A 21,614-nucleotide genomic window follows, 5' to 3' on the forward strand; every position below is an offset into this window, starting at 1 on the left:
GGGTAGTGACCGCCTCCAAAGTTCGGTAAGATAGAGCAATTAGGGCGTCACGCTTTAGTGACGGCCCAGTTCATGTTCTTGAGACGCTGCCGATGGACGACGCCCTGCTTGCCGAACTTGAGGCCACGCTGGCCAAGCACATGCCGATCTGCACGGCTATGGAGTTGGGTGTCGAAGGGTGGGATGGTGAGCGGCTCGCGATGAGCATGCCGCTGGAGCCGAACCGTAACCATCAGTATTCCGCCTTTGCGGGCAGTCTTAGCGCTCTTTGCACGATCACCGGCTGGGGTACGGTATTTATGTTGCTCAAGCAGAAGGGCTATGACGGCAACATCGTGATCCGGCGCAGCACAATTCGCTATCGACGCCCCGTCGTAGAGCGAAAGTTCGTGGCCCGAGGCTTGCCCCTGGAAAGCGACTGCTTGAAATACTTCTTTGAGCTGATGGAAAGCAAGAACCGCTCCAAGATCGATGTGTCGGTCGAAATCGCGGACGATGACGGCCCATTTGTCACTTTCACGGGCTCTTACGTCGTCCAAGACTAGCGACGTCCATGAGCCGCCTGGCGGGCCCTAAAGCGAGTGCCAAAATGGCACTCACAGTCGGGGCATTTCTGTTCGGCTGCCAAGTTAGCGGCTGCCATATTGGCTCAATCCGCCACTGTTTACCCTGCCAGAATTGATCGTAAGTATATTTATGGCAATGGTTTACGGATTCCTATAACTTGTGGTCGAGTTTTGGTACGGAGCTTGCAACTTCTCCTCCCATGAATTCAATCTCGCGGAACTCGCTCAGCTAGGTAGCCGAGGCCGAAAACGCGAGCCAGTGCTAATTGCCGTTTTCACAAAGGAGAACAGCCATGAGTAATGCCGTCAGCAAGAATCGAGTCCGTGAGTTCCTTCCCAATAACTGGAGCGATGTCGACACCCTCCTGGGCCACTTTTTTGGCCCGACCTACGCAGGCGTGAAGTCCGTCAGCACGGGACGTTCGCCACTCGCACCGGCTAGCTTTTGGGAAGGGGAGGATGCCTACCACGTCGAAGTCGACCTTCCTGGAGTGGCTCGCGAGGATGTGGAAATTACCTTCGATAAGGGCGAACTGAAGATCGCCGCCGAGCGGAAGGCTTTCCACACAGAAACCGACTCTGACTCGGACACACCAGTACGAAAGGGTTTGGTCGAAGAGCGCGTCTATGGAAAAGTCGAAAGAAGTGTCACGCTTCCTGACTCGGTGGATGCGGATTCGATCGAAGCACGGTTCGACAACGGAGTGCTAAGCTTGAGCATCGCGAAGCTGCCTGAAGTCCAACCGAAGCGTGTTGAAATCAAGTAGCCGCTTGCGGCTTAGCCGGCTAAGCCACAAATGGTTTGGATAACGAAAGAGACCGCACGTTTTGTGCGGTCTCTTTTGCTTTCGCGTTTAAGAATTCGCTTTCAAATCCCAACCATACGACGCCAAGTTTGCGCCATAAGCGCATGTCCGGCGAGGGTTGGGTGCACACCATCAGCGGCCCAGTATTCGGGTTTTGTTCCTGCGGAGATCGCTTCATCAAACATCGTTTGAAAAGGAACCCAAATGGCTCCAGCCTTTTCCGCAACGCTCTTTGCCGCAGTACGCCTCTTGTCGAACTCAGGAAACCAGGAATCATTTACCGCACCGCAGCGTAAGGCGAATGGTTCGCAGACGACGATCTTTGTTTCGGGAAGGGTTAGTCGAGTCTTCACCAGCAACTCGGTGAGTCCGTTTTGGTAAGTGGCGACCGTGCCTTCATACTTGCCGTTGATCTTGTGCCAGATGTCGTTCACTCCGATCAGGATGCTTAGCACAGCCGGTTTGAGATCAAGGCAATCCTTCTGCCACCGCTTATGGAGAGCGGGGACCTTATTGCCGCTAATGCCGCGGTTGAAGACCTTCAAGTTGAGTTTCTGATACTCAGCCAGCAGGCTGGCTCCGATGAGTGCGGGGTAACCATTGCCTAGCGTGTCTGCTGTGTTGGGCTTCTGTTCCGCTTTGCGATTGCGACGCACATCGGTGATCGAGTCACCCTGGAAGAGAATGACATCGCCTTCGCTGAGCTTGATAGGGTCGCTCGCTTCCGGTTCTGTCGCTGTCGAGTTGTTCGCAAGAGTGGCCGCCCCAACGGATAGGGCAGCGGTCTGAAGAGCTTGTCGTCGGTTCATGGTTCTTTCTCGTTGTAGGGGGCTATTTCGTCTGTCACGTTTCTGATTCGCGTATCATTCGCCACATCAACTCTCTTCGTGGCTTACCTCAATGATTCTGGCCTATCGATCAGGTCCAGCTCAAACTCCTGTTCTTCTATGACAAGGTTTTTAGCGAGCGGGAATTGGTGAGAGCGGCTCTCCCGAAAGTGCATGAAATAGCCTGCCGTGTTGGGCCACACAACGAGATCACCTGGCGAGATCCCAAGAGGGAAATTCAACCGCCGCCAAGTCAGCAGTTCGCTCTCGGTGCAGTAGGCACCGGTCAGATATCCCGAAATGGGCTCTCCATTAGGCTTTCCTGATTCACTCACGCGCACCAAAAGCGGGTCAATAAGAAAGTCATCGTGCATCGTTCGGCACTGGGTGTTATTCATCGAGAGACCGATCAGGTGGTGCCCTGCCGGATGCTGCTTCACGTAGGCGACTCTAGCGACCGTCATTCCAGAGCCGTTGAGCATGGCTCTTCCCGGTTCGCAGCGGAGTTGTAACCCGCGGGCGGTTATCGCTTGGGCAATGGTTTCCTTGCCGTCAAAGGCTTGAGACTTGAAGACATTTGCCAGCCATTGCGAGGTATCGTGCTGATGAACACTAGGATAGACGTTCGGCGTGCCGACAATCTTCCCCGCGTTCACCCCCAGACCCAAAGCGTGATTCTGATAGGTGATCGGCTCCCTCTCGCCCAGCAAGGCTCGGTGAAGCTCACCCCAGAACGCTTCCCACTGCGCAGCAGAGTCGAGATAGCTCATCGGAAAGCCTCCGCCCATGTCGATGAATTCGAGCGAGTGGCCGAATTGTTTCAGGCGATCTGAGACTTCTAGGCACTGTTCCAGCGCGGCAACTCGTTGGCGATAGTCGTAGCCATCGAGGTGGAAATGCAGACCTTTCAACAGCAGCGGATTCTCTTCGAAAGTACTATCGAGGTCGCGTTCTACGAACTTCTCGAATTGATCGATGTCCACACCGAATCGGGAAAAGAGCTTCTCGCCGTGAAACTGGAAGCCGCTAAGCCGGAGGGCAACAATCGCTCTGGTGTCGAGTGCTTGGGCGACTTCGCGCACTAATTGTGCCTCGTCAGCATTGTCGATCGCGATGCAGACGTTATTGGAAACCGCTAGCTCGATCAGCTTCTGATCCTTGATCGCCGCGGTGAGGATTAGCTTGCCTGGTTGAGCCCCGAGTGCAAGGCTTTGGCGAAGCTCCTCGTGGCTCGCCACGTCGAGGCCAATGCCCGCTGCTAGCGCCGCCTCAACAAGTGAGACGCATTTGTTCGCTTTGCGAGCAAAGAAGACCTGTAAGTTCAGGTTGTGCTGCTGCGCGATGTTATTAAGTTCGCCGAGGTTGCGATGGAGCAGCTCAGGCTGAAGCAGATTGAGCGGCGAGCCATACTGATCGACCAGCCGGTTAAGGCTCGCTGGATCGCCTAACAGTTCTTCCTGCCAGGGCTCAAGCCGAGCTGTTAGTGGCGTGACTCCCGCGCAGGCTTCACGAAGAGATTCAATCGAATTCAAAGGTTGTGTGGTCGCGCTCAAGTTCTTGCTTGACCTTTCTGTCAGTCTGTTAGACTCATAGTTGTTGTCAAAAGCACTTTTATATCAGGTAACGCGATGTCTGTCAGAAGTGAGCATTCAAGAGCTATTCGGGCTCGGCTTTTCTGTCGAGTTTTGCTCTCCACACTAGCCGTTTTTGTCCTTTCCTTCAGTTCTCAGGCCGTTGAGGTTGGTGAGCAGCTCGAACGATCGGGTGACGAGATTATGGTCTGTGGGCAGCTCTTCCACACGACTGCGCCGGTGGTGCTGTGGACAGACCCCAAGGGCTATGATGCCTACCGCGTCGAGCGTCGGTTCAGTGAGTTTGAGACCTCTTCTTGGGAGCAATCGAAGCAGGCGAATCCGTTTCTCGACACACCGAATCGTTACAACCTGAGGAAGGATACTTTGACGAAAGACCAGATCGAGCAAGTTCGCGGCGGCGGTTGGACGTTGCCGTTGCTGCGAGAGGTCGTCGATCAGTTCGTGATGCATTACGACGTCTGCGGTGTGAGCCAGCAGTGCTTCAAAGTGCTGCATGACGGTCGAGGGCTGAGCGTGCATTTCATGCTGGACATCGACGGTACGATTTACCAAACGCTTGATCTGAAGGAACGCGCCTGGCACGCGACGATTTCTAACACTAGGTCGATTGGAATCGAGATCGCCAGCATCGGCGCGTATCCCGAGGACAAGAAGGCTGTTCTAGAGCGTTGGTACACAGAAAAAGCCGACGGCACGATCCTGCATCCGCCACGCAGCTTGGGCCACTTGGGGCTGCGTCGAGAACCCTTCAAGGCCATGCCTGCACGACCGAAGCCCGTCGTGGGGACGATCCAGGGCGTCGAGCTCTACCAGTACGATTTCACGCCCGAGCAGTACGACTCGCTGATCAAGCTCACAGCGACACTCTGCCGGGTTTTCCCGAAGCTCGATTGCGTCTATCCCCAGGATGACGAGGGCAAGCTCGTTCCCAAGAAGCTGCCCGACGACCGATGGCGCGATTTCCAAGGCGTGCTAGGGCACTACCATGTGCAACTGAACAAAACAGACCCCGGGCCGGCGTTTGATTGGGAACGGGTAATCGGCGGTGCGAACAAACTGTTGGCTGGAAAAGAGTAGCAAAGAACCTTGTAATGGATGCGCGAAACGATGAACCCCATGCGCTCAGTTCGCTTCCGTGCCCAGGCTAGGTTGAATAACGTAGAAGGGAATCAATAACATTGTTTGTCAGGAAAGTATTTATGATTTTTGCTCAACTCGGCAACTTGAAGCAGTTGGTAGTTCTTTCGGCTCTTGGAACCGTGCTTGGCTGCGGGGGGCCTTCCGCTGTGCCAGCGCCAAAGTTCGATCCGGAGGGTGCGGCAGCGAGTGCTATGGAACTGCACGATGCGAACGGAGACGGTTCGATTGATGCCGAAGAACTAAAGAAAGCGCCTGCCTTAAAAGCGGCTCTCAAGACATTGGACACAGACAACAATGGTCAAGTTTCTGAAGAAGAAATAGTAGAGCGGGTCAAAGCCTGGGATCGCTCTCAAATCGGTGCCACGATATTCGATTGCACAGTCCTTCTCAATGGACAGCCGCTAGAGGGTGCAAAGGTCACGTTCGAACCAGCCGAATTCCTTGGCGATGTCATCATTGAGGCAGTTTCAACCACGAACATTATGGGAAGAACGAGCCCAAAGATTCCAAAAGAGAAGCGGCCTACAGCCGACTTCCCACCAGGAATGCAAGCCGGTGCCTATGTCGTGCGAATTTCCAAGACTAGAGATGGAAAAGAGATGATTCCTGCCAAGTACAACACCGAATCGATACTGGGCCAAGAAGTCGCCAAGGACGACTGGGCGATCAACAACAAACAAGTTCGATTTGAACTCAAGACTAAATGAGTTCGACAAGCTAAGCGACCCTAGCTAATCAAACGTTCTATTGAGAAATCACTTGGCCATCATTGCGGCTTGCGGAGTAACTGTGCGTAAAGGGATCGACGTCGTAGCTAATGGTTTGTACTGACCCGTCACAGTAAACCATGTTGAATCCTCCGGGATGTGCGCTGCCAAAGATTTTCGGATTTGTGACGAGCGGTCTATCTGGTGCTGGCTGCGCTTCTTCTTGCTGGTCGACTGTGCTATTGAGAAAGCTCCAAGCGACTTTCTGATTATCCCATTCATATCCGCAATAAGCCGCTTGATTGGTGTTAAATGAGACACTATCCGAGCTAAGATTTGTGCCACCTGCATATTCATTCGGGTTAATATTCTTTTCGCCGAATAAATAGGTATTCGAAGTTCCGTCTTCGATTTGTTGGACTTCAACCTCGCTTGCAACAAACGATACGCCATCTTGGCAACGAATTACTATATTTCGATTGCTTCTTGTTGCCGGCTCGCAAATGTTAATAGGTTTGCTTGCGAACTGGGCTTCGATGTGGGCGTCGACCGCTGAGTAGTCGCCATCCAGTGCTGGAGGAGCAGCCGCATTGTTGAACCAAGTAGCACCATCGTGGAGGATAGCGGTTCCCGAGCTTGCTGCATAATCAAGCCGAAAGAGCCCCTCGGAAGTAGCCAATGGTTGCACCCAACTTCCTAGATTCTTGACGGGATTGTTCCAGACCGTGAGCACCAAGTTCGGAGTTCCCCGCGTAGGGCAGCGGTAAGCAGGTACTGGTGTCTGCAAAAGCTGTGTCAGTGCTGCCTGTCTTTCTGCGGAGCCGTAAGGTAAGCCCCTTCCAAGTTCCCGCAAGGTTTGCTGTTCCATGAAGGGAAGCAAGCTATATGCCCAACCTGCAGGTTGCTTCTTACCAAAGCCGCGATCAGGATCTGGACCCCAATCGTAGCTCCAGCCTCCGGTAGGGTAGAAACCTTGGGCGCTTTCATGATTGAGCGCTGCCAATCCCATCTGCTTCAGGTTGTTCAGGCACTGAGAGCGTCGCGCTGCCTCTCGGGCGGCTTGCACCGCCGGGAGTAGTAACCCGACTAGCACGCCGATGATCGCGATCACTACCAAGAGTTCAACGAGGGTGAAACCAGATTGTTTTGGCTTACGAGAATTCTTCATGCGAGTGTCTCTAGTCTACACGGGGTTGCTCAAGTCTGGGGCTGGCGACGTAGTTCAGCCACTATAGCTATTCTTGGTAGAACTCACAAAACCGACAACGGAAATTAAGCGCAATCGTTTCATTTCTATGCGCAAAACCTTGCGGTTTGTCCCGCCAAACTGCGGTAGCTGCTAGACCATGAAAAACGGCTCAGGCTCTGCTATGAAGCTGAGCCTGAGCCGCCAGGTGTCGAATATGTCGCCTAGTCTTAGCGGCGGCGGCGCACCAGAGCCAGACTACTCAAACTAAGTAGCATGAGCGAGCTTGGCTCAGGGATTCCAGGAATCGTCGTCACGTTGAGGTTATCGTAAACGATAAAGTGAGGTCCAACCGAGGAGAAAACGTCCGCGTAACCAAGGCTAACGAGGCCGTCAGACCCGTCGTTGCTGGTCTGGATAATCGGCGTGCCATTCAGCGAGTACCGAACAATATTCGGAGTGACGAAGATGGACAAAGTTGCCCATTGGTTACCAGGGGAACCAGCAAAATCGCTAGTGGCACCCGGGAAAATCGCCTGGTAAGTATCGCCAGTGGCGTTGGTAGTGTTGTCGGAATTCAGGTACGAGGCATCACCGTCATTTAAGATGCCTGTTGGGGTCGAGTGACGGTAGTCGGATGCCGAACCACCTTCACCGGTCATGGCTAGTGTGTGGCCGTTGAGGACGACTGGAGTGAAAATGGAAAGAAAGTCAGAGCTATCACCACCGACACCGATGTGTGCGAACTCTGTCGAGCCCCCTGCACTTTCGACACCCATGTAGAAGTCGACTTGCAGCTCGTAGGCAATGGCATCGACGTTAATGTTGTTAAACGCCGTGATGTGATCGGCTGCCCCGGCGTCGTTGCCGGTTTCATTAGCAGCAAATCGGAGGCCACCGATGTCACCCGCAGTCGAGTTCGGGGCGAGCGGAATGCCAGCACCGACATAATCAAAAGCAAAAGCAACGGTGCTGTCGGGGGTGCCATCACCCGAAGCGGCATTGCTCTCATCAACCACCGTGTACATTGCCGAGGAATCGACTTCGAAGTCGTCGGTGATCAAGGTGACTTGGCCCAAGGCCTGGCTTGTAAAGCCTAGCAGCGCTAAGCCCATACAGTAGCTAATCCATGTTGTACGCTTCATTAGTACATACTCCCCTCAAAAAACTGAAAAAGAAAACAATTGAGTTGCCGGACTCGTGTTACGACTCTCACGACACTAGTTAGCCCAAGGCTGCTTAGTGCTCATCTGAGGTTGGCGTTAACGAAAAGGTTTGCGCGCCGCAAAACCGATGTCCCTCACTCGACCAACCGCCATCCTTTACAATATTCAAACCGTTGCCGATTGTAAAACCTTTTGGCTGATTTGAGCGCAGTTTTTACGCGGTTTTGCGCAGGTGTAAATTGATCATCCGTCTAACATCGGATTGCATATGCGGTCGTGCGCCAGACACCATAAGCAGGTGCTTCGTTTCCGACAAAGTTCAAAAAGTGGTCGTCGTACGAAGTAGATCATGTGGCTTAAGGCTGGCCGTCCTTGTTGTTGCCTGGCTTCAGGTGCTCGGATTGTTCGGAGTCTGAATCCACTTGATCGCTAGCCTTTGCCCGTCTGCGGTTTGCCTCAACACGAAAACGCGCACGGGATTCCAAGTGTTGCGCAAAAGCACTTAAAAAGCTCCACTTTCCGCGAGATTCGCTTTCAAAGTGATTGAAAGTTGTGCAATACTGAGCGATGGCAAATATCTCGAAGCAAAATGTTGCTTGATGGGTTGCAGGAATTGGTTAGTTGATATGAATAAACGTTTCGCGGGCTTGTTGTTGATGTTAGGCGTCTTCCTAACATTGGCCTCTGGTTGCGGACCGACCCAGAAGAGAGAACCAACGACTGTCGAGCAGGCTCACCTCAAGGTGCTGGGAATCATGTACGGTAAGTTCATGAGTTCCAGCCGCGGGCAAGCTCCTAAGAATGAGAAAGAGTTGCTCGCGTACCTGAATGCGAATCGTCCGAGCTGGGAGAAAATCGTCGGTAGTGCTGAGGAACTACTCATTTCACCATTCAACAAGAAACCCTTCGTGATCTTTTACGGAGATCAGTTTTCAAAGCACAACACAGACGGTTCCCTTTGGATGGCTCACGAACAGGCAGGAGATGGCGGACAGCAGCGAGCGATCAATATTCGAGGCGATGTTGAGCTTTTGGATGCTCAACAAGTGCAGCAAATGTTCCCGTGAAGAGAGTGATTTCTATGTCAATCAGCTACGACCCCCCAAGTTCTCGGTCGCGACAGATCTCGTTTCAAGCTAGGCACAAAAGCGGTTTTACGCTTGTCGAACTGCTTGTGGTGATTGCCATTATCGGTGTGCTCGTGGGTTTGTTGCTTCCTGCCGTACAAGCAGCCCGGGAAGCGGCTCGTCGGACGCAATGCTTGAATCAATTGAAGCAAATCGGGCTCGCCTGCCAAAACTTTGTTTCCGCGAAAGAAAGTTTTCCAACTGGTGGCAGCTTTATCTTCCCTGAAATCAGCAATTACGTAGATGGCGGCAGACCTGTTGGCCACGAAAAGCAAGGTTTGGGCTGGGGCTATCAAATACTCGATTATCTAGAGAAAGAGAATTTGGCGAATATCACGACGCAAGCCCAGCTCCAATCGACGATCGTGGCCGATTATATTTGCCCTTCACGTCGGGCACCTTTCGCCACACAAGATGTCTTAAGTCCCGCACTGCAGGTTACGCTGTCCGATTACGTCGGTGTGATTCCTTGCGGGTTTGAAAATGCCACGTCAACGGTGCGTCTCCGGCCAGACGAAAATGCAAGCCGAAGAGAGAGATTTTTTGGAGGACCCGGATCAACCTTTATCCTTCAAATTCCCCCAGACGAAGTCTACATGGGCGTGATTACGCGAACCCCAATTGGCTTTACGAATTCAGCACGCACAGGTTTTATTCGTCGTCGGGTTGCGGGCACTGAATTGCCAGTAAGAATGGAACAAATCACCGACGGAACAAGCAACACCATGCTGATCGGCGAGAAGTTTTTGCGACCTGATTTGTATGAGGGCGGTAGCGCATCAGACGACAAAGGATGGACCGATGGCTGGGACCCCGACACGATGCGTTCCACTTGCTTCAAACCTTTGCAGGATACCCTGGCCGGCACGTCGGGCGGTTCCTTAGAAAACCTCTACGGCTTTAACGCCGATGTTGTAAATTTTGGATCCGCGCATCCAGGAGGACTCAACACAGTGTTTGCGGATGGGTCGGTCCATACCATTAGTTACGACATCGATGTGCAAGTATTCGACAACCTCGGTGATCGACAAGACGGCGAGGTCATCGACTTTGATCAACTCTAAAGCTCAAAGCAGGTAGCCTCGATCAGAATCGCTTTCTGAACTTGGTTATCCATTCCCAGGCAAGAACCGTAACGCGTTACATAACAATCGATAAACCCGACCCTGCGCAAAGCCGTGTGAGGCATGCGCAAAAGCATGGCTGGGCTTTGTGTTGATAGCCGAAAAGCAGTGAAACACGCATCAAACTGGCCATAAGTTTCTTGAGACAAAGGACTCTACTTGTTAATCTGAGATTAACGGAGAAGAAGAGTTTAACGGCAGCGATTGGTGGCTGCAGCTTCGATGAGAAGCTGTTTGGGATGGCGGCGAGAGGCTGAGTGAGTTGTGCAATCTTCTGCCCGGTACGGCAGAGCATTGCGTGTCCGATTGATGGTTGCTTTCGAAAGGCAACAGTTCTACTGAAGGGGAATTTAATCCATGTTTACTCGTCCAAAAATCCTGACCTGCATGCTGGTAGGCTTGATTGTTTCAAGTCCTGCCCTGGTCAACGCTCAAGTATTTACCGATGACGATTTTCTTGCCGCTGACTACACGACTAGCGGAACCGGCAACACCGATATTCGCTTTAACGTTGACTACAGCAATATCGACATTTTTGGTGATGGGTTTCTAACCGTTAACGTACCTGAAGCACCCAACTCCTCGGGAGGTGCTGCGACAACCGGTGTTTTCGTTTCGGCAAACAACGACAGTACGGTATCAGGTACCGAATCGTTTTCGTCGGTCTCTCCAACACTGGCAAATGTCAACGTTGGTGCTGGCACAGCGACGCCCAACTTTGTAATGCAGGTCGACGTTTTTAACAGTACCGGCCCCGGTATTGATACCCTAGGCAATGGTGATCCTAACGACTTCGATTTTACCGGAACAACCAACTACTCATTTGTAGGCATCAACCAAACGAACACGACGGTTCGTATTCAAGAACTCAACGCTGGAGCAACCACCGGACAAGGTGTCGCTCTTGCAATCACCGCAGACACCGGTGCTGCTGAGGATTACATGCCCCATTACGGTGGCGTTGGTTACCGTTTCCGTGCCGGATTGGGTGCCAACACTTCGGGCGACGGTTCGAACTTCCGTTCTGGCCAAGCTGACAATCCAGATCTTCGTACAGGACTTGTTGGCGACGTGATCAATGAAGCATGGCAGGGAGAAGCTGCGGCAGTAGGTACCTTCGACTTTGGAACAGGAGTCCCCGAGAATGAGCTGAATCAATTCTCAGGAGATTCGCTCTACTTTTCGCCAGATCCAACTGATTCGGGCTCATTCCTCAGCGATGGCTCTGGTGTTGACCGCAGTTACTTTGCAGAAGCGTTTCCAACCCATGACGACCCATTGGTTGTCACTGCAAACCTCGCTTCACCGCAAGAACTTCTTCCCAACAGCTTTGGAACTGCTGGTGTCGTTTACAATCGATGGGCGACGCATCGTGCGTACTACATCGATGGTGTGGTTACCTTCACCGTCGAAGATTCCGTAGCCGGCGTTGAGGTTGTGATCATGGAGAAGGAAATCAACGACCCCAGCGATCCCGGAGCCGATACCGTCTTCGACGACACCAGCGATGCCGGCTCAGTTGTTCTCGGATTCTGGGACCGCTTTGGTGGCTCGATTGCTCTCAGCCCTGAAGGTGCAAACTTTGCCATCTATGACAACCTAAGTGTCACTGCAGCCAGTTCTGGCGATGCACCAACACTCGCAGCAGCTATCGCAGGCTTCCTGCCAGGAGCTACCGGCGACAACGGTGACGAGAACGGTGACCTCTTCGTCGATGGAACCGACTTCTTGCTCCTGCAGCAGGCCGATGCCGACTTGACTGCTTGGGGCACAAACTATGGTTCAAGCGTTGCAACCGTTGCCTCTGGTGCAGTGCCTGAGCCGACGAGTGCACTTTTGATGACGAGCTTATTGCTTGGCTTGCTAGCTCCTCGACGAGCGAGCCAACGCTCGTAGTTTGGGGTTTTGTCCCACTGAACTCACATGGGGCAGACGGCCTCATGGCCGTTTGAAATGGACCCCGAGAGAAACGAGTTTATTCGCAAGCCTTGCGAGTAGACCGTTGCTCTCGGGGTCGTTTTTGTTTGAGACGTGTCGAAGCAGTCGTGCGATCCAGACCGCTGTAGCACGAAGAGAAACTGAGGTGGAATCTTCTGCGGCGTGCTCTGCCGCTCATGCTTGAAGTCATGTTTTCTTGAAACAAGCCGCAGTGGTTTCGCAAGAGCGTGAACCGAATGCGCATAACTTATCATTCGATGGGCAGACTTAGCTTTTGCTTGATGCTCGCGATAAGATTCCGCTAGTCAGAAAGGTTTCGCGAGTACTATAATGAGGGTCAACAACGTTGCCCGGCGGCAAGCTCCCCAACGGTCCAAGGAGAATTAGTTGTGCGTACTCGACTCTTGATTGCCCGCCATAGATTCGCAAGTAGCGAACGTCGGCGGCCCGGTTTTACGCTGGTAGAACTTCTTGTTGTCATTGCCATCATTGGCGTCTTAGTCGGGTTGCTCTTGCCCGCGGTCCAAGCAGCGCGCGAAGCCGCGAGGCGTATGTCTTGTCAAAACAATGCTCATAATTTGGCGCTTGCAGTTTTGAACTACGAAAGTGGACGAAAGAATCTGCCGCCAGCTACAAACATGGTGCCTAGAGTGACTGGTGGTCGGTTGGGAACGGAACGTGGCTACATTCCTTTCTCGGCAGCCACGCCTGGAACGAACTTTAGTTGGATTGTCAAAATCCTTCCTTATATGGAGGGTGGGGCACTCTACGATGCTTTTGATTTTACCGTTTCACCAATGGAACAAGACCTGAACGTCAATCCCCAACTTGCGCAGATTCCAGCACTGCAATGTGCCTCCGACGAAGCCTCAAGTCGATTCTATGAATCTGCCGCCCATACGAATGGTCGCAGGTTTGCCAAAGGTAACTATGCCGTCTATTGTTCTCCGGAGCACCCCATTGCTTCTGGGATCTGGCCAGGCGCTCTTGTCAATGGAGAGCAGCCTATGTCTCGGATCACCGACGGTACTAGCAATACGTTGATGATTGCTGAAGTTCGCACCCGTGATGAACTGACCGATCATCGGGGAGTCTGGGCCCTCGACTGGCCTAATACGACTGTCCTAGGCATGGACATGCACGGCGACGTTGGGGCTCTCACGAATATCGTCGAACAAACCATCGACGTGGATTATCGTCCGGGCCCGCAATACGTTCAGTACGCGCTCACGCCAAACCTGCAGCCGGGTAACTTGGGAATCGATGAGCTTCGAGAGTGCGTGAATCCTGAGGAAGCAAGCGTCCAGAATATGCAATGTGTCACGGGACGCGGTGATTGGACCGGCGCTCCCCGAAGTTTGCACACGGGCGGGGTGAATACTGCTAACTGCGATGGCAGCGTGCGATTCCTCACCGATGATATCGACCCGCTGGTGATGGGAGTTCTGATTTGCATCAACGATGGCGTTCCTATCGATCCGGAACAATTATGATGCACCGTCGATGAAAGTTGCATGGATCATGACGAAGTCGATCTATGCAATTGATAACAGCCTCCCGTGACGCAATCCTCAGTTGAGAACTTGGAATGAAATCTCTCTTACCGCCTATTGCTGTTGGCTTAGGCGTGATCTTGCTGCTCGCAAGTTTTTTGTGGTCCACGATCTTCCCTGCGACTGCTACCTGGACCGAGGAAAAGAATGCTCGGATGGTTGAGTTGCAGAATAATGCTCATAAGTTGCTCTATCTTGCCGAGAGCGCGCGGAGCAAACCGAAGTACGATGGGCCCACGCCTGAAGAGGCTCGTGCGAAATTCGACGAAGCGAAAGCGGAACTCGACACGCTCAAGGCAGAGTTTGAGAGCATTCGTGACCGCCCAAACACCGTTGCCACCTATCTGAAATGGATTGGCTCAGGTGCCGTGCTGCTAGGCGCAATTGGAGTAATGGCTGCTCGTGGAGGTTAGCTGGAGAGCTTTGCCGTCCAAAGGCAAGCATCGAGGCGTTGACAACGAGCTACTTGGAATAGCCTCTAAGGCTCGTGCGTCCCTCCGAGATTTGATCGAAGACAGCATCTAGAGCTTCTTCCGCATCGTCTGAGTACGTAGTACTTTGAACCGCTCCGGTTCCGTCGGCACGATCTCGTGATGTGCTTTGCGATTCACCTACAGGGCTGAAACTCTGCTGTGGGAATGCGTTCTCCGAGGTGCTACTGGCTGCATTAGAGATCCCGTTGTATTCTTCGCTCCGTGCTTGAGCAGAGTGGTAATCCAGTTCAACTGCTTGGGCCAACGCTGTCAGTTCACCCTGTGAAGCCCCATTGGAGACGTTGGAGACGAATGCCGCGACGTTGCCGACGGTGCCATATTGGTTATCCCAGATGACGAGGTCAGCCCCGTCAACAGCTTCATCGGCGTTCGCGTCGCCTTGCGAGAGCGTGGCACCAGAGCTTATGCCGGACCCTCGTTGCCACGCGAGGAAGTCAGCGCCATCAACGATTCCGCTGCCGTTGAAGTCGGCGTCTTCTGATGTTGCGGGGGCCATCAGTTGAACACGCACGGCATCTGCAATGACGACTGAGCCGCCCGTGCTCGCCGCAGCATCAAGAGTCACTGAGTGATTGCCGGCGGTGAAATCATAAGTCCCAAGCGAAACCCAAACGAGATCGTTGTTCCGCTGATTGATGCTTACGGTTTGCGAACCATTACCTGTGTCGATCTGGTAAACCGTGTCTAAGGCACGGTTGGTTCCCGCACGATATTGAACAAAGACTTCAGCTTCGCCAGCGAAGGGTAGATCGAACTCCCACTCGGCAGTCGCTGAATCGCCAACCACGGCAAAGCGGTAGGTGCTGCCGTTGAAGCCCGTGCTGCCAGAGGTGGTCCAACTACCCGTCTCAGTATAAACCGTGGGGCCATCATCGTTATCGAGGATCAGCTCGACATCACTCAGCACCACGTCGTATTCGAAGAACTCAAGCACACGTGACATAACTGAGTTCCGTGTGCTTTCGTCCGTGATGGTTTCGAAGGGGAAACCGAAGTTGACGACCTTGGTGCCCGTTCCGCTGTTATATTGAATTGCCGCAGTTCCTCCGGTGCCACCGACGTAACTCAGCGCACTGGTTGAACCTGCTGCCGGGTTGATAACGTCAGGGAACTCAACGTTGTAGAACTGCGATCCGTCATCAAAGTTGAAGGAGAGTCCCTCAAAGATTGAACCGCTCGTTCCTTGCACACTATAAGTCCCCGCATCGTCGGAGACGTAATCCGCTCGCAACTGGTTGTTATAGAAAAAAGGACCGTTGCCGAGGGCATCAAGGTCCCAGCCCACTTCGGCCCCGGAAAGGAAGAGCTGTCCTCCGCCGGATAAAAAGTTGGTTACGAGCGTCTGCTCAGTCGTATTGAAGGTATCGTCGGCCGAAGACTCTTCGCCAAGGATCCAAATGACGCTCTCGTAGTCGGTGAGATCGATATCGCCGGAGATGACTTTCTCGTTGGATGCCGTATCGACGGCCAATCCTTGGGTCGTGGTTTCGATGGCCGAAGCGACTTGCACCGCATAATCAAAGGAATTGCTCTGCCGTGGTCGGACCCGGTCTGCACCCGACTGAACCGGGTTCTGCGACTTATCGAGTCGATCGAACCCGTTGACGATCAGGATGTTCTTACTTGTTCCGTTCGGGAGGCTAGCGACGACTTCCGACGCGCGACCTTCGCCACCGGAGTTCACAGCGACGACTTTGAAGTAGTAGGCACCTTCGTTGGGATCGAGGCCATTGAACGTATGGCTTGTCGTGCCCGCACCAGCGACAAACGTTCCTCCATCGAAGCCGTAGCCGTTGGTCGAACCATAAATACGGTAGCCGGTTGGCGCGTCCCCCTCGGCGTCGCTAACGGTTGGAGCCGTCCAAGAGACGGTCACGCTACCTGAGCCCACCGACTCCGCAGAGACTTGCTCCACTTGTCCGGGGACCATGACGATTGGTGTAGAGCCGGAATCGACGTTGTTGAAGTACTTCACCGTGCCTTGGTAAGTTGCCCGCGCAATGGCATCTCGGACGTTTGCATCCCGTAGAAGATCGGTATCCAGGCTGTTATCGTGGAAGCCCGTCTCGATAATCGTCGCGTCGAATTCATTCTGGATGACTGAGTTGTTGATTTCGCCAAAATCAATGTCTGCCCGATCGAGTGTGACGATGGAGCCCCGATCGAACCAGTTGTGCTCGAACTCACCATTGAGATCCACGAGGTCGTCGTTCACCTCACGCGCGAGAGTGTTGGCGAGCAGGAACTGGTTTGGAGTGGCTCCTGGCCCATTGTAGAGCCCGAGAACGCCACGGCTTGAGCCTCCCGCGGCATTCGAATGGAAGCTCACGAATACGCGATCAGAAAGAGAGCCATCGGTCTCGCGGTTCATGTACTCAGAGTAACGCGGAGCGAGCGAAACAGTCGCGCTGCGATCACTGCTGGAGGTGCGATACTCACTTGTAGCGATCCCCTGAGAGCGCTCGACGTGCCACTCAACCCAATAGAGCCCCGCTTCGTCCTCGCGATCGCGACCCGAGATCGTGCCGCTTTGCTGTACGTCGCCGACCCCGTTACCGAAGCGGATCATGTCGGCAATCACCACTCGGCCCGCCTCACTGGAGCGGTTGCTGATGTCGACCGATCCTGTCGTCCCTTCCTCAAAATGATAGGTGCCAAGATAAACGAGCCCGTTGCCCACGCGGCGATGGTTGACCGTGACTTCAGTAGTTCCCCCCGAGTGGTGGACGCGATAGAGCTGGTCGGAGGCACGGTCTGAGCCGTATCGTGTCCAAGCATAGACGGGATAAAAACCAGCCTCGGTAATGTTCGGACGGTAATTAGCCGTGGCCGTTTCTGTGGCCGAGGTGCTGGCGAAGCGATAAGGCAACTCTCCTGCTTCACCGAAGTAAATGGGCGAGCTACTGTCGCTCCAGGCTCCTGTAAATGTCACTTCCGCATCGACGTTGTCGAGGACGACTTCATTCGGCTGGTGGCCCACGGGTCGTAGGGGCACAACGGTTGCGCCCGAGTTGAACAAGTAGTCCGTGTAGAAGGTCATCTGATCTTGGTTGCCAAGATCTTCGATCATGTTGAGCAACAGAGGGCGTTGGAATGCCCAATTGCCTGCACTGGGCGAGTCACCTGTGATGCCGTGGCCACCATGGGTGTAGACGATCTTCCCCGAGAGCGCACCATCAGGCTGCGTCCCCACGTCAACGAGGCCCGCCGCCGCCAGCGCGATGCGAGGCTCCAGGGGTTCATAGTTAAGCGACTTGGCTGGCGCGTTCTTCCCTGCTGGCCGACTGCTCATCGGCCAGAGGTTCTTCCAGAAGTTCTTCATCGGTTCCGTTTCGAGAATGAATGTTCCGCAGGCAGGAGTGGCCTTTCCGCGTTCTGAGGCGAAGCAGAGCCACTAATTTCCATTGTACACGCGACGACAAAGACAAGAAGTTTTCGTCGCTCGAATGCGCGAGGTGGAGAACGGATTGCGCGAAATCGATGCCGTTGATTACCTTTTTGGAGCGTGTTTCGACGCTAGAACGTCAGAGCGGTGGTTGGCCTCGTCGCTACCACCTCACCAAGAGAGGCACTCTTCAGCCATCACTCCCGTACTGACTTTGGTAACGGGGCCGGTCATCGTCGCGGCAAAGTCGGTGTCAAATGCGATACTTAAGAGCCCGCCGGGCATCTCGACGGTGATCTCCGCATCGCATTCACCGAGACGATGGGCAACCGCAGCGGCTGCCGTGCTGCTACTTCCCGAGGCGAGGGTATAGCCGGCTCCACGTTCCCAGATCTCAATTTGAATCCGATTGCGATCAATCACCTTCATGAATTGCACGTTCGTGCGAGCGGGAAACCGCGGATCCGTCTCAATCTTTGGTCCCAGTCGATGAGCCAACTCCTGGGTAGGTGTATCAACGAGGACCACGCAGTGAGGGTTGCCAACGGTCGCGGCGCAGAATGTCAGCGTTTCCTCGTTGATGTCCATTTCTTCATTGATGACTTCTCGCGATTCTCCCTTAACGGGGATTGCTTCACTCTGGAAACTGACTCTGCCCATCTCAACGCGGACGCTTTGCCCTGAATCCTGAACCTCGCAGCGAACGGCACCCCCCAGGGTTTCGACAGTAAATGGTGCTTGTTGCACCAGACCTTCGTCCCAGAGAAACCGCGCAAAAATTCGCAGCCCGTTGCCGCTTTTCTCAGCTTCACTCCCATCCGGGTTGAGGATCCTCAGTCCAAAGTCACACGCGGTGCTTTCCAGCGGTCCCAAGAGGATGCCATCCGAGCCCAGTCCATAATTGCGATGGCAGATTCTGCGGGTTGTTTCATCCGTCAGTTCGGTAGCCAAGTCCTGAGGGCGAATTACCAGATAGTCGTTGCCGAGGGCATGGTACTTTGCATAATTCATGTCTGCCTCAAGAGCACAAGTCATTGGAATCTTCTGAGTCAGCCCCAGCATATCACCGCCAAGGCAAAGAATCGATGTCGTCTGATTGGCCTGCAATGGAAGCTCCGAAAACTCAGCCTTTACGGTCACCGACCTTTTGGATCTTCGTCGTTGCGTGTGCGCTGGCTTTCGGCGTTGGAAAGAACCGATTGCCGACACTGAGCTTCAATAAGACGGAGCTTGAGGTCCAGCGGGATGACTTTCTCAATGAGCTTGTCGAAGTCGACGGTGACCGACGCTCCGTCCACGCGGCTATCCCTTTGCAGCATGTTTCGTTGGAGCCGGGTAAGTACTTGGCCTATGAAGGCAACTCCTCTGCTAAAGGATCGGTCAAACGCTACTATCTCGTAACCGTTGAGCCGCACTGGGGAATCTGGTCGTTCCTACCAGCGGTGATCACGATTGGACTCTGCTGGATCACCAAAGAGCCGATTACTTCTCTATTGGCCGGCATCGTCGTGGGCGCACTGCTTATGGGGCAGTACGACCTTCTGGGAGGCGTCTTAATCCCTGCTATCAGCACGAAGAAAGCGGCCACGATTCTGATCTTATACCTATGGCTACTTGGTGGGCTGATGGGTATCTGGACTCGCACGGGAGCCTCGCAAGCGTTTGCCGACTACATGGCTAAGAACTATGTGCGCGGACCACGCTCCGCGAAGTTCATCACTTGGCTACTAGGCATCGCCTTCTTCCAGGGTGGCACGATTAGCTCCGTACTCGTGGGCACGACGGTTCGACCACTAGCAGATAAGGAACGCGTCTCTCACGAAGAGCTCTCGTTGATCGTTGACGCGACTTCCTCACCGATCGCGATCCTGCTGGCCTTTAACGCTTGGCCTTTTTACATCCAAGCTTTCCTAGGCGTCGCGGGTGTCAGCTACCTTGCGACCGAGGCGGATCGCCTACGCTTTTTCTTTGCGTCGGTACCGCTGAGCTTTTATGCGCTGTTCTCTGTTCTAGCGACGTTGTTGATCGCCCTCGACAGGCACCCTGCTCTGCCCAAGAAGCTGAAACAAGCTCGCTTACGTGCGCTCGAGACCGGCGAGCTGAATGCGCCAGGTTCGAAGCCACTAGCGATGGAATCAGAGAGCCAGCGGAAGCCAGAAATCGATCACAAGAGCCGCCCTGTCGACTTCTTCCTGCCGCTAATCACCCTGCTAGGGATTGCCGTCGGCACTTATTGGTGGCTTGACTCCCCGAACGTACTGTGGGCATTTGGAGCAGCGTTGCTACTAGCCGGTTGCTTGGCGGCTTTCAGGGGGATGAATCTTCGGGAGATTATCGGAGGGGTGATTGAAGGACAACGAAGCGTCATCTTGGGAAGCGTGATCCTCTTACTCGCGATTGCGATCGGAAAGATTTCCCAGGACGTCGGTGCGGGTCGCTACCTCGTTTCACTACTAGGAGATTTCTCCTGGTACTGGGCTTTGCCGGCGACCGTGTTTGTAATTGCGGTGCTGATTGCGTTCTCCACAGGTACCTGCTGGGGAACCTACGCGGTCACTTTCCCCTTAGTGATGCCATTGGCTCATGCCGTGGCGACCAATCAAGAGCTAGGTCATCCCCAGTTATTCATGTCGCTCTGCTTCGCGGCTTGCTTGAACGGGGGCGTCTTCGGGGACCAGTGTTCGCCGATCTCGGACACCACTATCTTGAGCGCGATCTCCACCGAAGCCGATCTCATGGACCACGTGACGACGCAAATCCCAATCGCGCTGCAAGCGGCTGCCCTGGCGATTCTGCTCTGGACTGGAATCGCGTTCTACTGTGCGTAGCCGATTGCCAGCTACGGCTTAGCCGTTGGCGGTAGGATTCTCAGCGTTGCCGCATCAGCGTCGACTTCAACCATCCCACCCATCGGAACGGCAGCATTCGCCGGATGGTGGCCAATTGGGTAGTTGATCAGAACGGGAATGTCCAACGGTTCGAAGTATTGCCTGAGAACACCGGTGACCGAGAATCTTTCATCCTCGGTCATCTGATCTTTCTCGCGATCGTAATTCTCAGTGAACTGACCGAGCACCGCACCTTTCAGGGTATCAAGCTTGCCGGCCAGTTTCAGTTGGCACAGCATCCGATCCACTCGATAGGGAGCCTCGCGTGTGTCCTCGATCATTAGAATGGCGCCTGCAGTGTCAATCTCGTAAGGGGTTCCCATGAGGGACACAACCAACGAAAGGTTGCCTCCGGTGAGTCGGCCCCTCGCTTTTCCTTTGCCGATTCCTTCAGGTTGTGGGACCTCTTGCGAAGGCTTGATGACGTATCCCTGGTCATCGCCTTCTGACTGTTGGAGTGCTTTGTAAAAGTATTCTTCGGCGAATGCTGGCAAGTTCGGTTCATCGTCGTCTCCCCAGACGCCATTGGGCGAGTGAAACGTGACGAGGCCCGCTTTCTTATTGATGGCCAAATGCAAGGCGGTAATGTCGCTGTAGCCGGTGAGCACCTTGGGATTCTCGCGGATCACGTCGTAATCGAGTGAATCGAGGATGCGCATCACGCCGTAGCCGCCGCGTCCGGAGAAGATGGCGTCGACTTCCTTGTCTTGGAAAGCACGCATGAGCTCTTCCGCACGTCGCTCGTCAGTACCGGCCAGGAATCCGTATTCGCTAAACATCGCTTCGTCGAGCTTTACCTTGTAGCCACGTTTCTCGAGTCGCCCCTTCGTTACCATGATCGAGTCGCGACTCAGCGGACTCGCTGAGGCAACGAACATGATCGTATCGCCCGGGCGAATCTTCCTAGGCCAGATCATCGCCGGTTGCGAGGTTGAATTCGCCTCCTTCGCAATCGTTTGGGAATCGATTCCGATTAGTAAGAAACAGACCAAGACCGTGCAGCAGACTTTATCGTAGAGAGACATTCTTCACCCTTATGCCATTGATTGCTTGAAATTTGGCGTCACCGATAGTCTATTGCAAACGCACCGAAGTTGTCGCGTGAGTAAGCC

At 53.9% G+C, this 21,614-nt stretch carries 17 protein-coding genes; 10 read left to right on the forward strand and 7 right to left on the reverse strand.

Annotation, left to right across the window (positions count from 1 at the left end):
* Positions 1-92 precede the first annotated feature (92 nt).
* Positions 93-545 carry a YiiD C-terminal domain-containing protein gene (locus RIB44_18740; GenBank protein MEQ8618616.1) on the forward strand — a complete coding sequence of 151 codons (453 nt, stop codon included), beginning with the start codon at positions 93-95 and terminating at the stop codon, positions 543-545.
* A 314-nt stretch (positions 546-859) separates the two neighbouring features.
* On the forward strand, positions 860-1,333 hold the full coding sequence (locus RIB44_18745) for an Hsp20/alpha crystallin family protein (protein ID MEQ8618617.1): 474 nt from the start codon (positions 860-862) through the stop codon (positions 1,331-1,333).
* Between the two features lie 101 nt (positions 1,334-1,434).
* Here the strand turns inward: RIB44_18745 and RIB44_18750 are convergent, their stop codons facing one another.
* Together RIB44_18750 and RIB44_18755 are read right to left on the reverse strand one after the other, a co-directional pair.
* On the reverse strand, positions 1,435-2,181 hold the full coding sequence (locus tag RIB44_18750) for an SGNH/GDSL hydrolase family protein (GenBank protein ID MEQ8618618.1): 747 nt from the start codon (positions 2,179-2,181) through the stop codon (positions 1,435-1,437).
* Between the two features lie 83 nt (positions 2,182-2,264).
* Entirely contained in the window at positions 2,265-3,731 is a 1,467-nt protein-coding gene (locus RIB44_18755; protein ID MEQ8618619.1) for a Y4yA family PLP-dependent enzyme, read from the reverse strand.
* A 153-nt stretch (positions 3,732-3,884) separates the two neighbouring features.
* On the opposite strand from RIB44_18755, the gene RIB44_18760 reads away from it, so the two are divergent.
* Both RIB44_18760 and RIB44_18765 read left to right on the forward strand, forming a co-directional pair.
* Entirely contained in the window at positions 3,885-4,871 is a 987-nt protein-coding gene (locus RIB44_18760; GenBank protein ID MEQ8618620.1) for a peptidoglycan recognition family protein, read from the forward strand.
* A 122-nt stretch (positions 4,872-4,993) separates the two neighbouring features.
* Complete coding sequence (locus tag RIB44_18765) at positions 4,994-5,641, forward strand: EF-hand domain-containing protein (protein ID MEQ8618621.1); 648 nt, start codon at positions 4,994-4,996, stop codon at positions 5,639-5,641.
* 37 nt (positions 5,642-5,678) lie between these two features.
* Here the strand turns inward: RIB44_18765 and RIB44_18770 are convergent, their stop codons facing one another.
* Complete coding sequence (locus RIB44_18770) at positions 5,679-6,809, reverse strand: DUF1559 domain-containing protein (protein ID MEQ8618622.1); 1,131 nt, start codon at positions 6,807-6,809, stop codon at positions 5,679-5,681.
* 248 nt (positions 6,810-7,057) lie between these two features.
* Positions 7,058-7,972 carry a PEP-CTERM sorting domain-containing protein gene (locus tag RIB44_18775; protein ID MEQ8618623.1) on the reverse strand — a complete coding sequence of 305 codons (915 nt, stop codon included), beginning with the start codon at positions 7,970-7,972 and terminating at the stop codon, positions 7,058-7,060.
* 647 nt (positions 7,973-8,619) lie between these two features.
* On the opposite strand from RIB44_18775, the gene RIB44_18780 reads away from it, so the two are divergent.
* The 5 genes from RIB44_18780 to RIB44_18800 all read left to right on the forward strand — a co-directional run bounded on the left by RIB44_18780 (position 8,620) and on the right by RIB44_18800 (position 14,148).
* Positions 8,620-9,060: a hypothetical protein gene (locus RIB44_18780; GenBank protein ID MEQ8618624.1), complete on the forward strand. Its 441-nt coding sequence runs from the start codon at positions 8,620-8,622 to the stop codon at positions 9,058-9,060.
* Between the two features lie 56 nt (positions 9,061-9,116).
* Positions 9,117-10,184, forward strand: coding sequence for a DUF1559 domain-containing protein (locus tag RIB44_18785; GenBank protein MEQ8618625.1), 1,068 nt, complete (start codon positions 9,117-9,119; stop codon positions 10,182-10,184).
* Between the two features lie 417 nt (positions 10,185-10,601).
* A complete protein-coding gene (locus RIB44_18790) occupies positions 10,602-12,140 on the forward strand; it encodes a hypothetical protein (GenBank protein ID MEQ8618626.1) in 1,539 nt (512 codons plus the stop codon).
* Between the two features lie 431 nt (positions 12,141-12,571).
* On the forward strand, positions 12,572-13,675 hold the full coding sequence (locus RIB44_18795; GenBank protein ID MEQ8618627.1) for a DUF1559 domain-containing protein: 1,104 nt from the start codon (positions 12,572-12,574) through the stop codon (positions 13,673-13,675).
* Between the two features lie 95 nt (positions 13,676-13,770).
* Positions 13,771-14,148 carry a hypothetical protein gene (locus RIB44_18800; GenBank protein ID MEQ8618628.1) on the forward strand — a complete coding sequence of 126 codons (378 nt, stop codon included), beginning with the start codon at positions 13,771-13,773 and terminating at the stop codon, positions 14,146-14,148.
* A gap of 49 nt (positions 14,149-14,197) precedes the next feature.
* Here RIB44_18800 and RIB44_18805 read toward each other — a convergent pair whose 3' ends face one another.
* The gene (locus RIB44_18805) at positions 14,198-17,551 is read right to left on the reverse strand and encodes a fibronectin type III domain-containing protein (GenBank protein ID MEQ8618629.1); all 3,354 of its coding nucleotides are present in this window, start codon (positions 17,549-17,551) and stop codon (positions 14,198-14,200) included.
* A gap of 234 nt (positions 17,552-17,785) precedes the next feature.
* Positions 17,786-18,649, reverse strand: coding sequence for a diaminopimelate epimerase (gene dapF, locus RIB44_18810; GenBank protein ID MEQ8618630.1), 864 nt, complete (start codon positions 18,647-18,649; stop codon positions 17,786-17,788).
* Positions 18,650-18,699: 50 nt separating this feature from the next.
* Between dapF and RIB44_18815 the strand changes: the two genes are divergently transcribed.
* Positions 18,700-20,442, forward strand: coding sequence for a Na+/H+ antiporter NhaC family protein (locus RIB44_18815; GenBank protein MEQ8618631.1), 1,743 nt, complete (start codon positions 18,700-18,702; stop codon positions 20,440-20,442).
* A gap of 11 nt (positions 20,443-20,453) precedes the next feature.
* Here RIB44_18815 and RIB44_18820 read toward each other — a convergent pair whose 3' ends face one another.
* Complete coding sequence (locus tag RIB44_18820; protein MEQ8618632.1) at positions 20,454-21,527, reverse strand: LD-carboxypeptidase; 1,074 nt, start codon at positions 21,525-21,527, stop codon at positions 20,454-20,456.
* Positions 21,528-21,614: the final 87 nt, after the last annotated feature.

Source organism: Lacipirellulaceae bacterium, assembly GCA_040218535.1.
In the GTDB taxonomy this organism is placed as follows: Bacteria; Planctomycetota; Planctomycetia; order Pirellulales; family Lacipirellulaceae; genus Adhaeretor.

Bases quoted from the DNA above. Each gene is read 5' to 3' on its own strand.
- RIB44_18740 (MEQ8618616.1), top strand. From the start codon at position 93: ATGGACGACGCCCTGCTTGCCGAACTTGAGGCCACGCTGGCCAAGCAC.
- RIB44_18745 (MEQ8618617.1), top strand. From the start codon at position 860: ATGAGTAATGCCGTCAGCAAGAATCGAGTCCGTGAGTTCCTTCCCAAT.
- RIB44_18750 (MEQ8618618.1), bottom strand. From the start codon at position 2,181: ATGAACCGACGACAAGCTCTTCAGACCGCTGCCCTATCCGTTGGGGCG.
- RIB44_18765 (MEQ8618621.1), top strand. From the start codon at position 4,994: ATGATTTTTGCTCAACTCGGCAACTTGAAGCAGTTGGTAGTTCTTTCG.
- RIB44_18770 (MEQ8618622.1), bottom strand. From the start codon at position 6,809: ATGAAGAATTCTCGTAAGCCAAAACAATCTGGTTTCACCCTCGTTGAA.
- RIB44_18775 (MEQ8618623.1), bottom strand. From the start codon at position 7,972: ATGAAGCGTACAACATGGATTAGCTACTGTATGGGCTTAGCGCTGCTA.
- RIB44_18780 (MEQ8618624.1), top strand. From the start codon at position 8,620: ATGAATAAACGTTTCGCGGGCTTGTTGTTGATGTTAGGCGTCTTCCTA.
- RIB44_18790 (MEQ8618626.1), top strand. From the start codon at position 10,602: ATGTTTACTCGTCCAAAAATCCTGACCTGCATGCTGGTAGGCTTGATT.
- RIB44_18800 (MEQ8618628.1), top strand. From the start codon at position 13,771: ATGAAATCTCTCTTACCGCCTATTGCTGTTGGCTTAGGCGTGATCTTG.
- RIB44_18805 (MEQ8618629.1), bottom strand. From the start codon at position 17,551: ATGAAGAACTTCTGGAAGAACCTCTGGCCGATGAGCAGTCGGCCAGCA.
- dapF (MEQ8618630.1), bottom strand. From the start codon at position 18,649: ATGACTTGTGCTCTTGAGGCAGACATGAATTATGCAAAGTACCATGCC.
- RIB44_18815 (MEQ8618631.1), top strand. From the start codon at position 18,700: ATGTCGTCTGATTGGCCTGCAATGGAAGCTCCGAAAACTCAGCCTTTA.
- RIB44_18820 (MEQ8618632.1), bottom strand. From the start codon at position 21,527: ATGTCTCTCTACGATAAAGTCTGCTGCACGGTCTTGGTCTGTTTCTTA.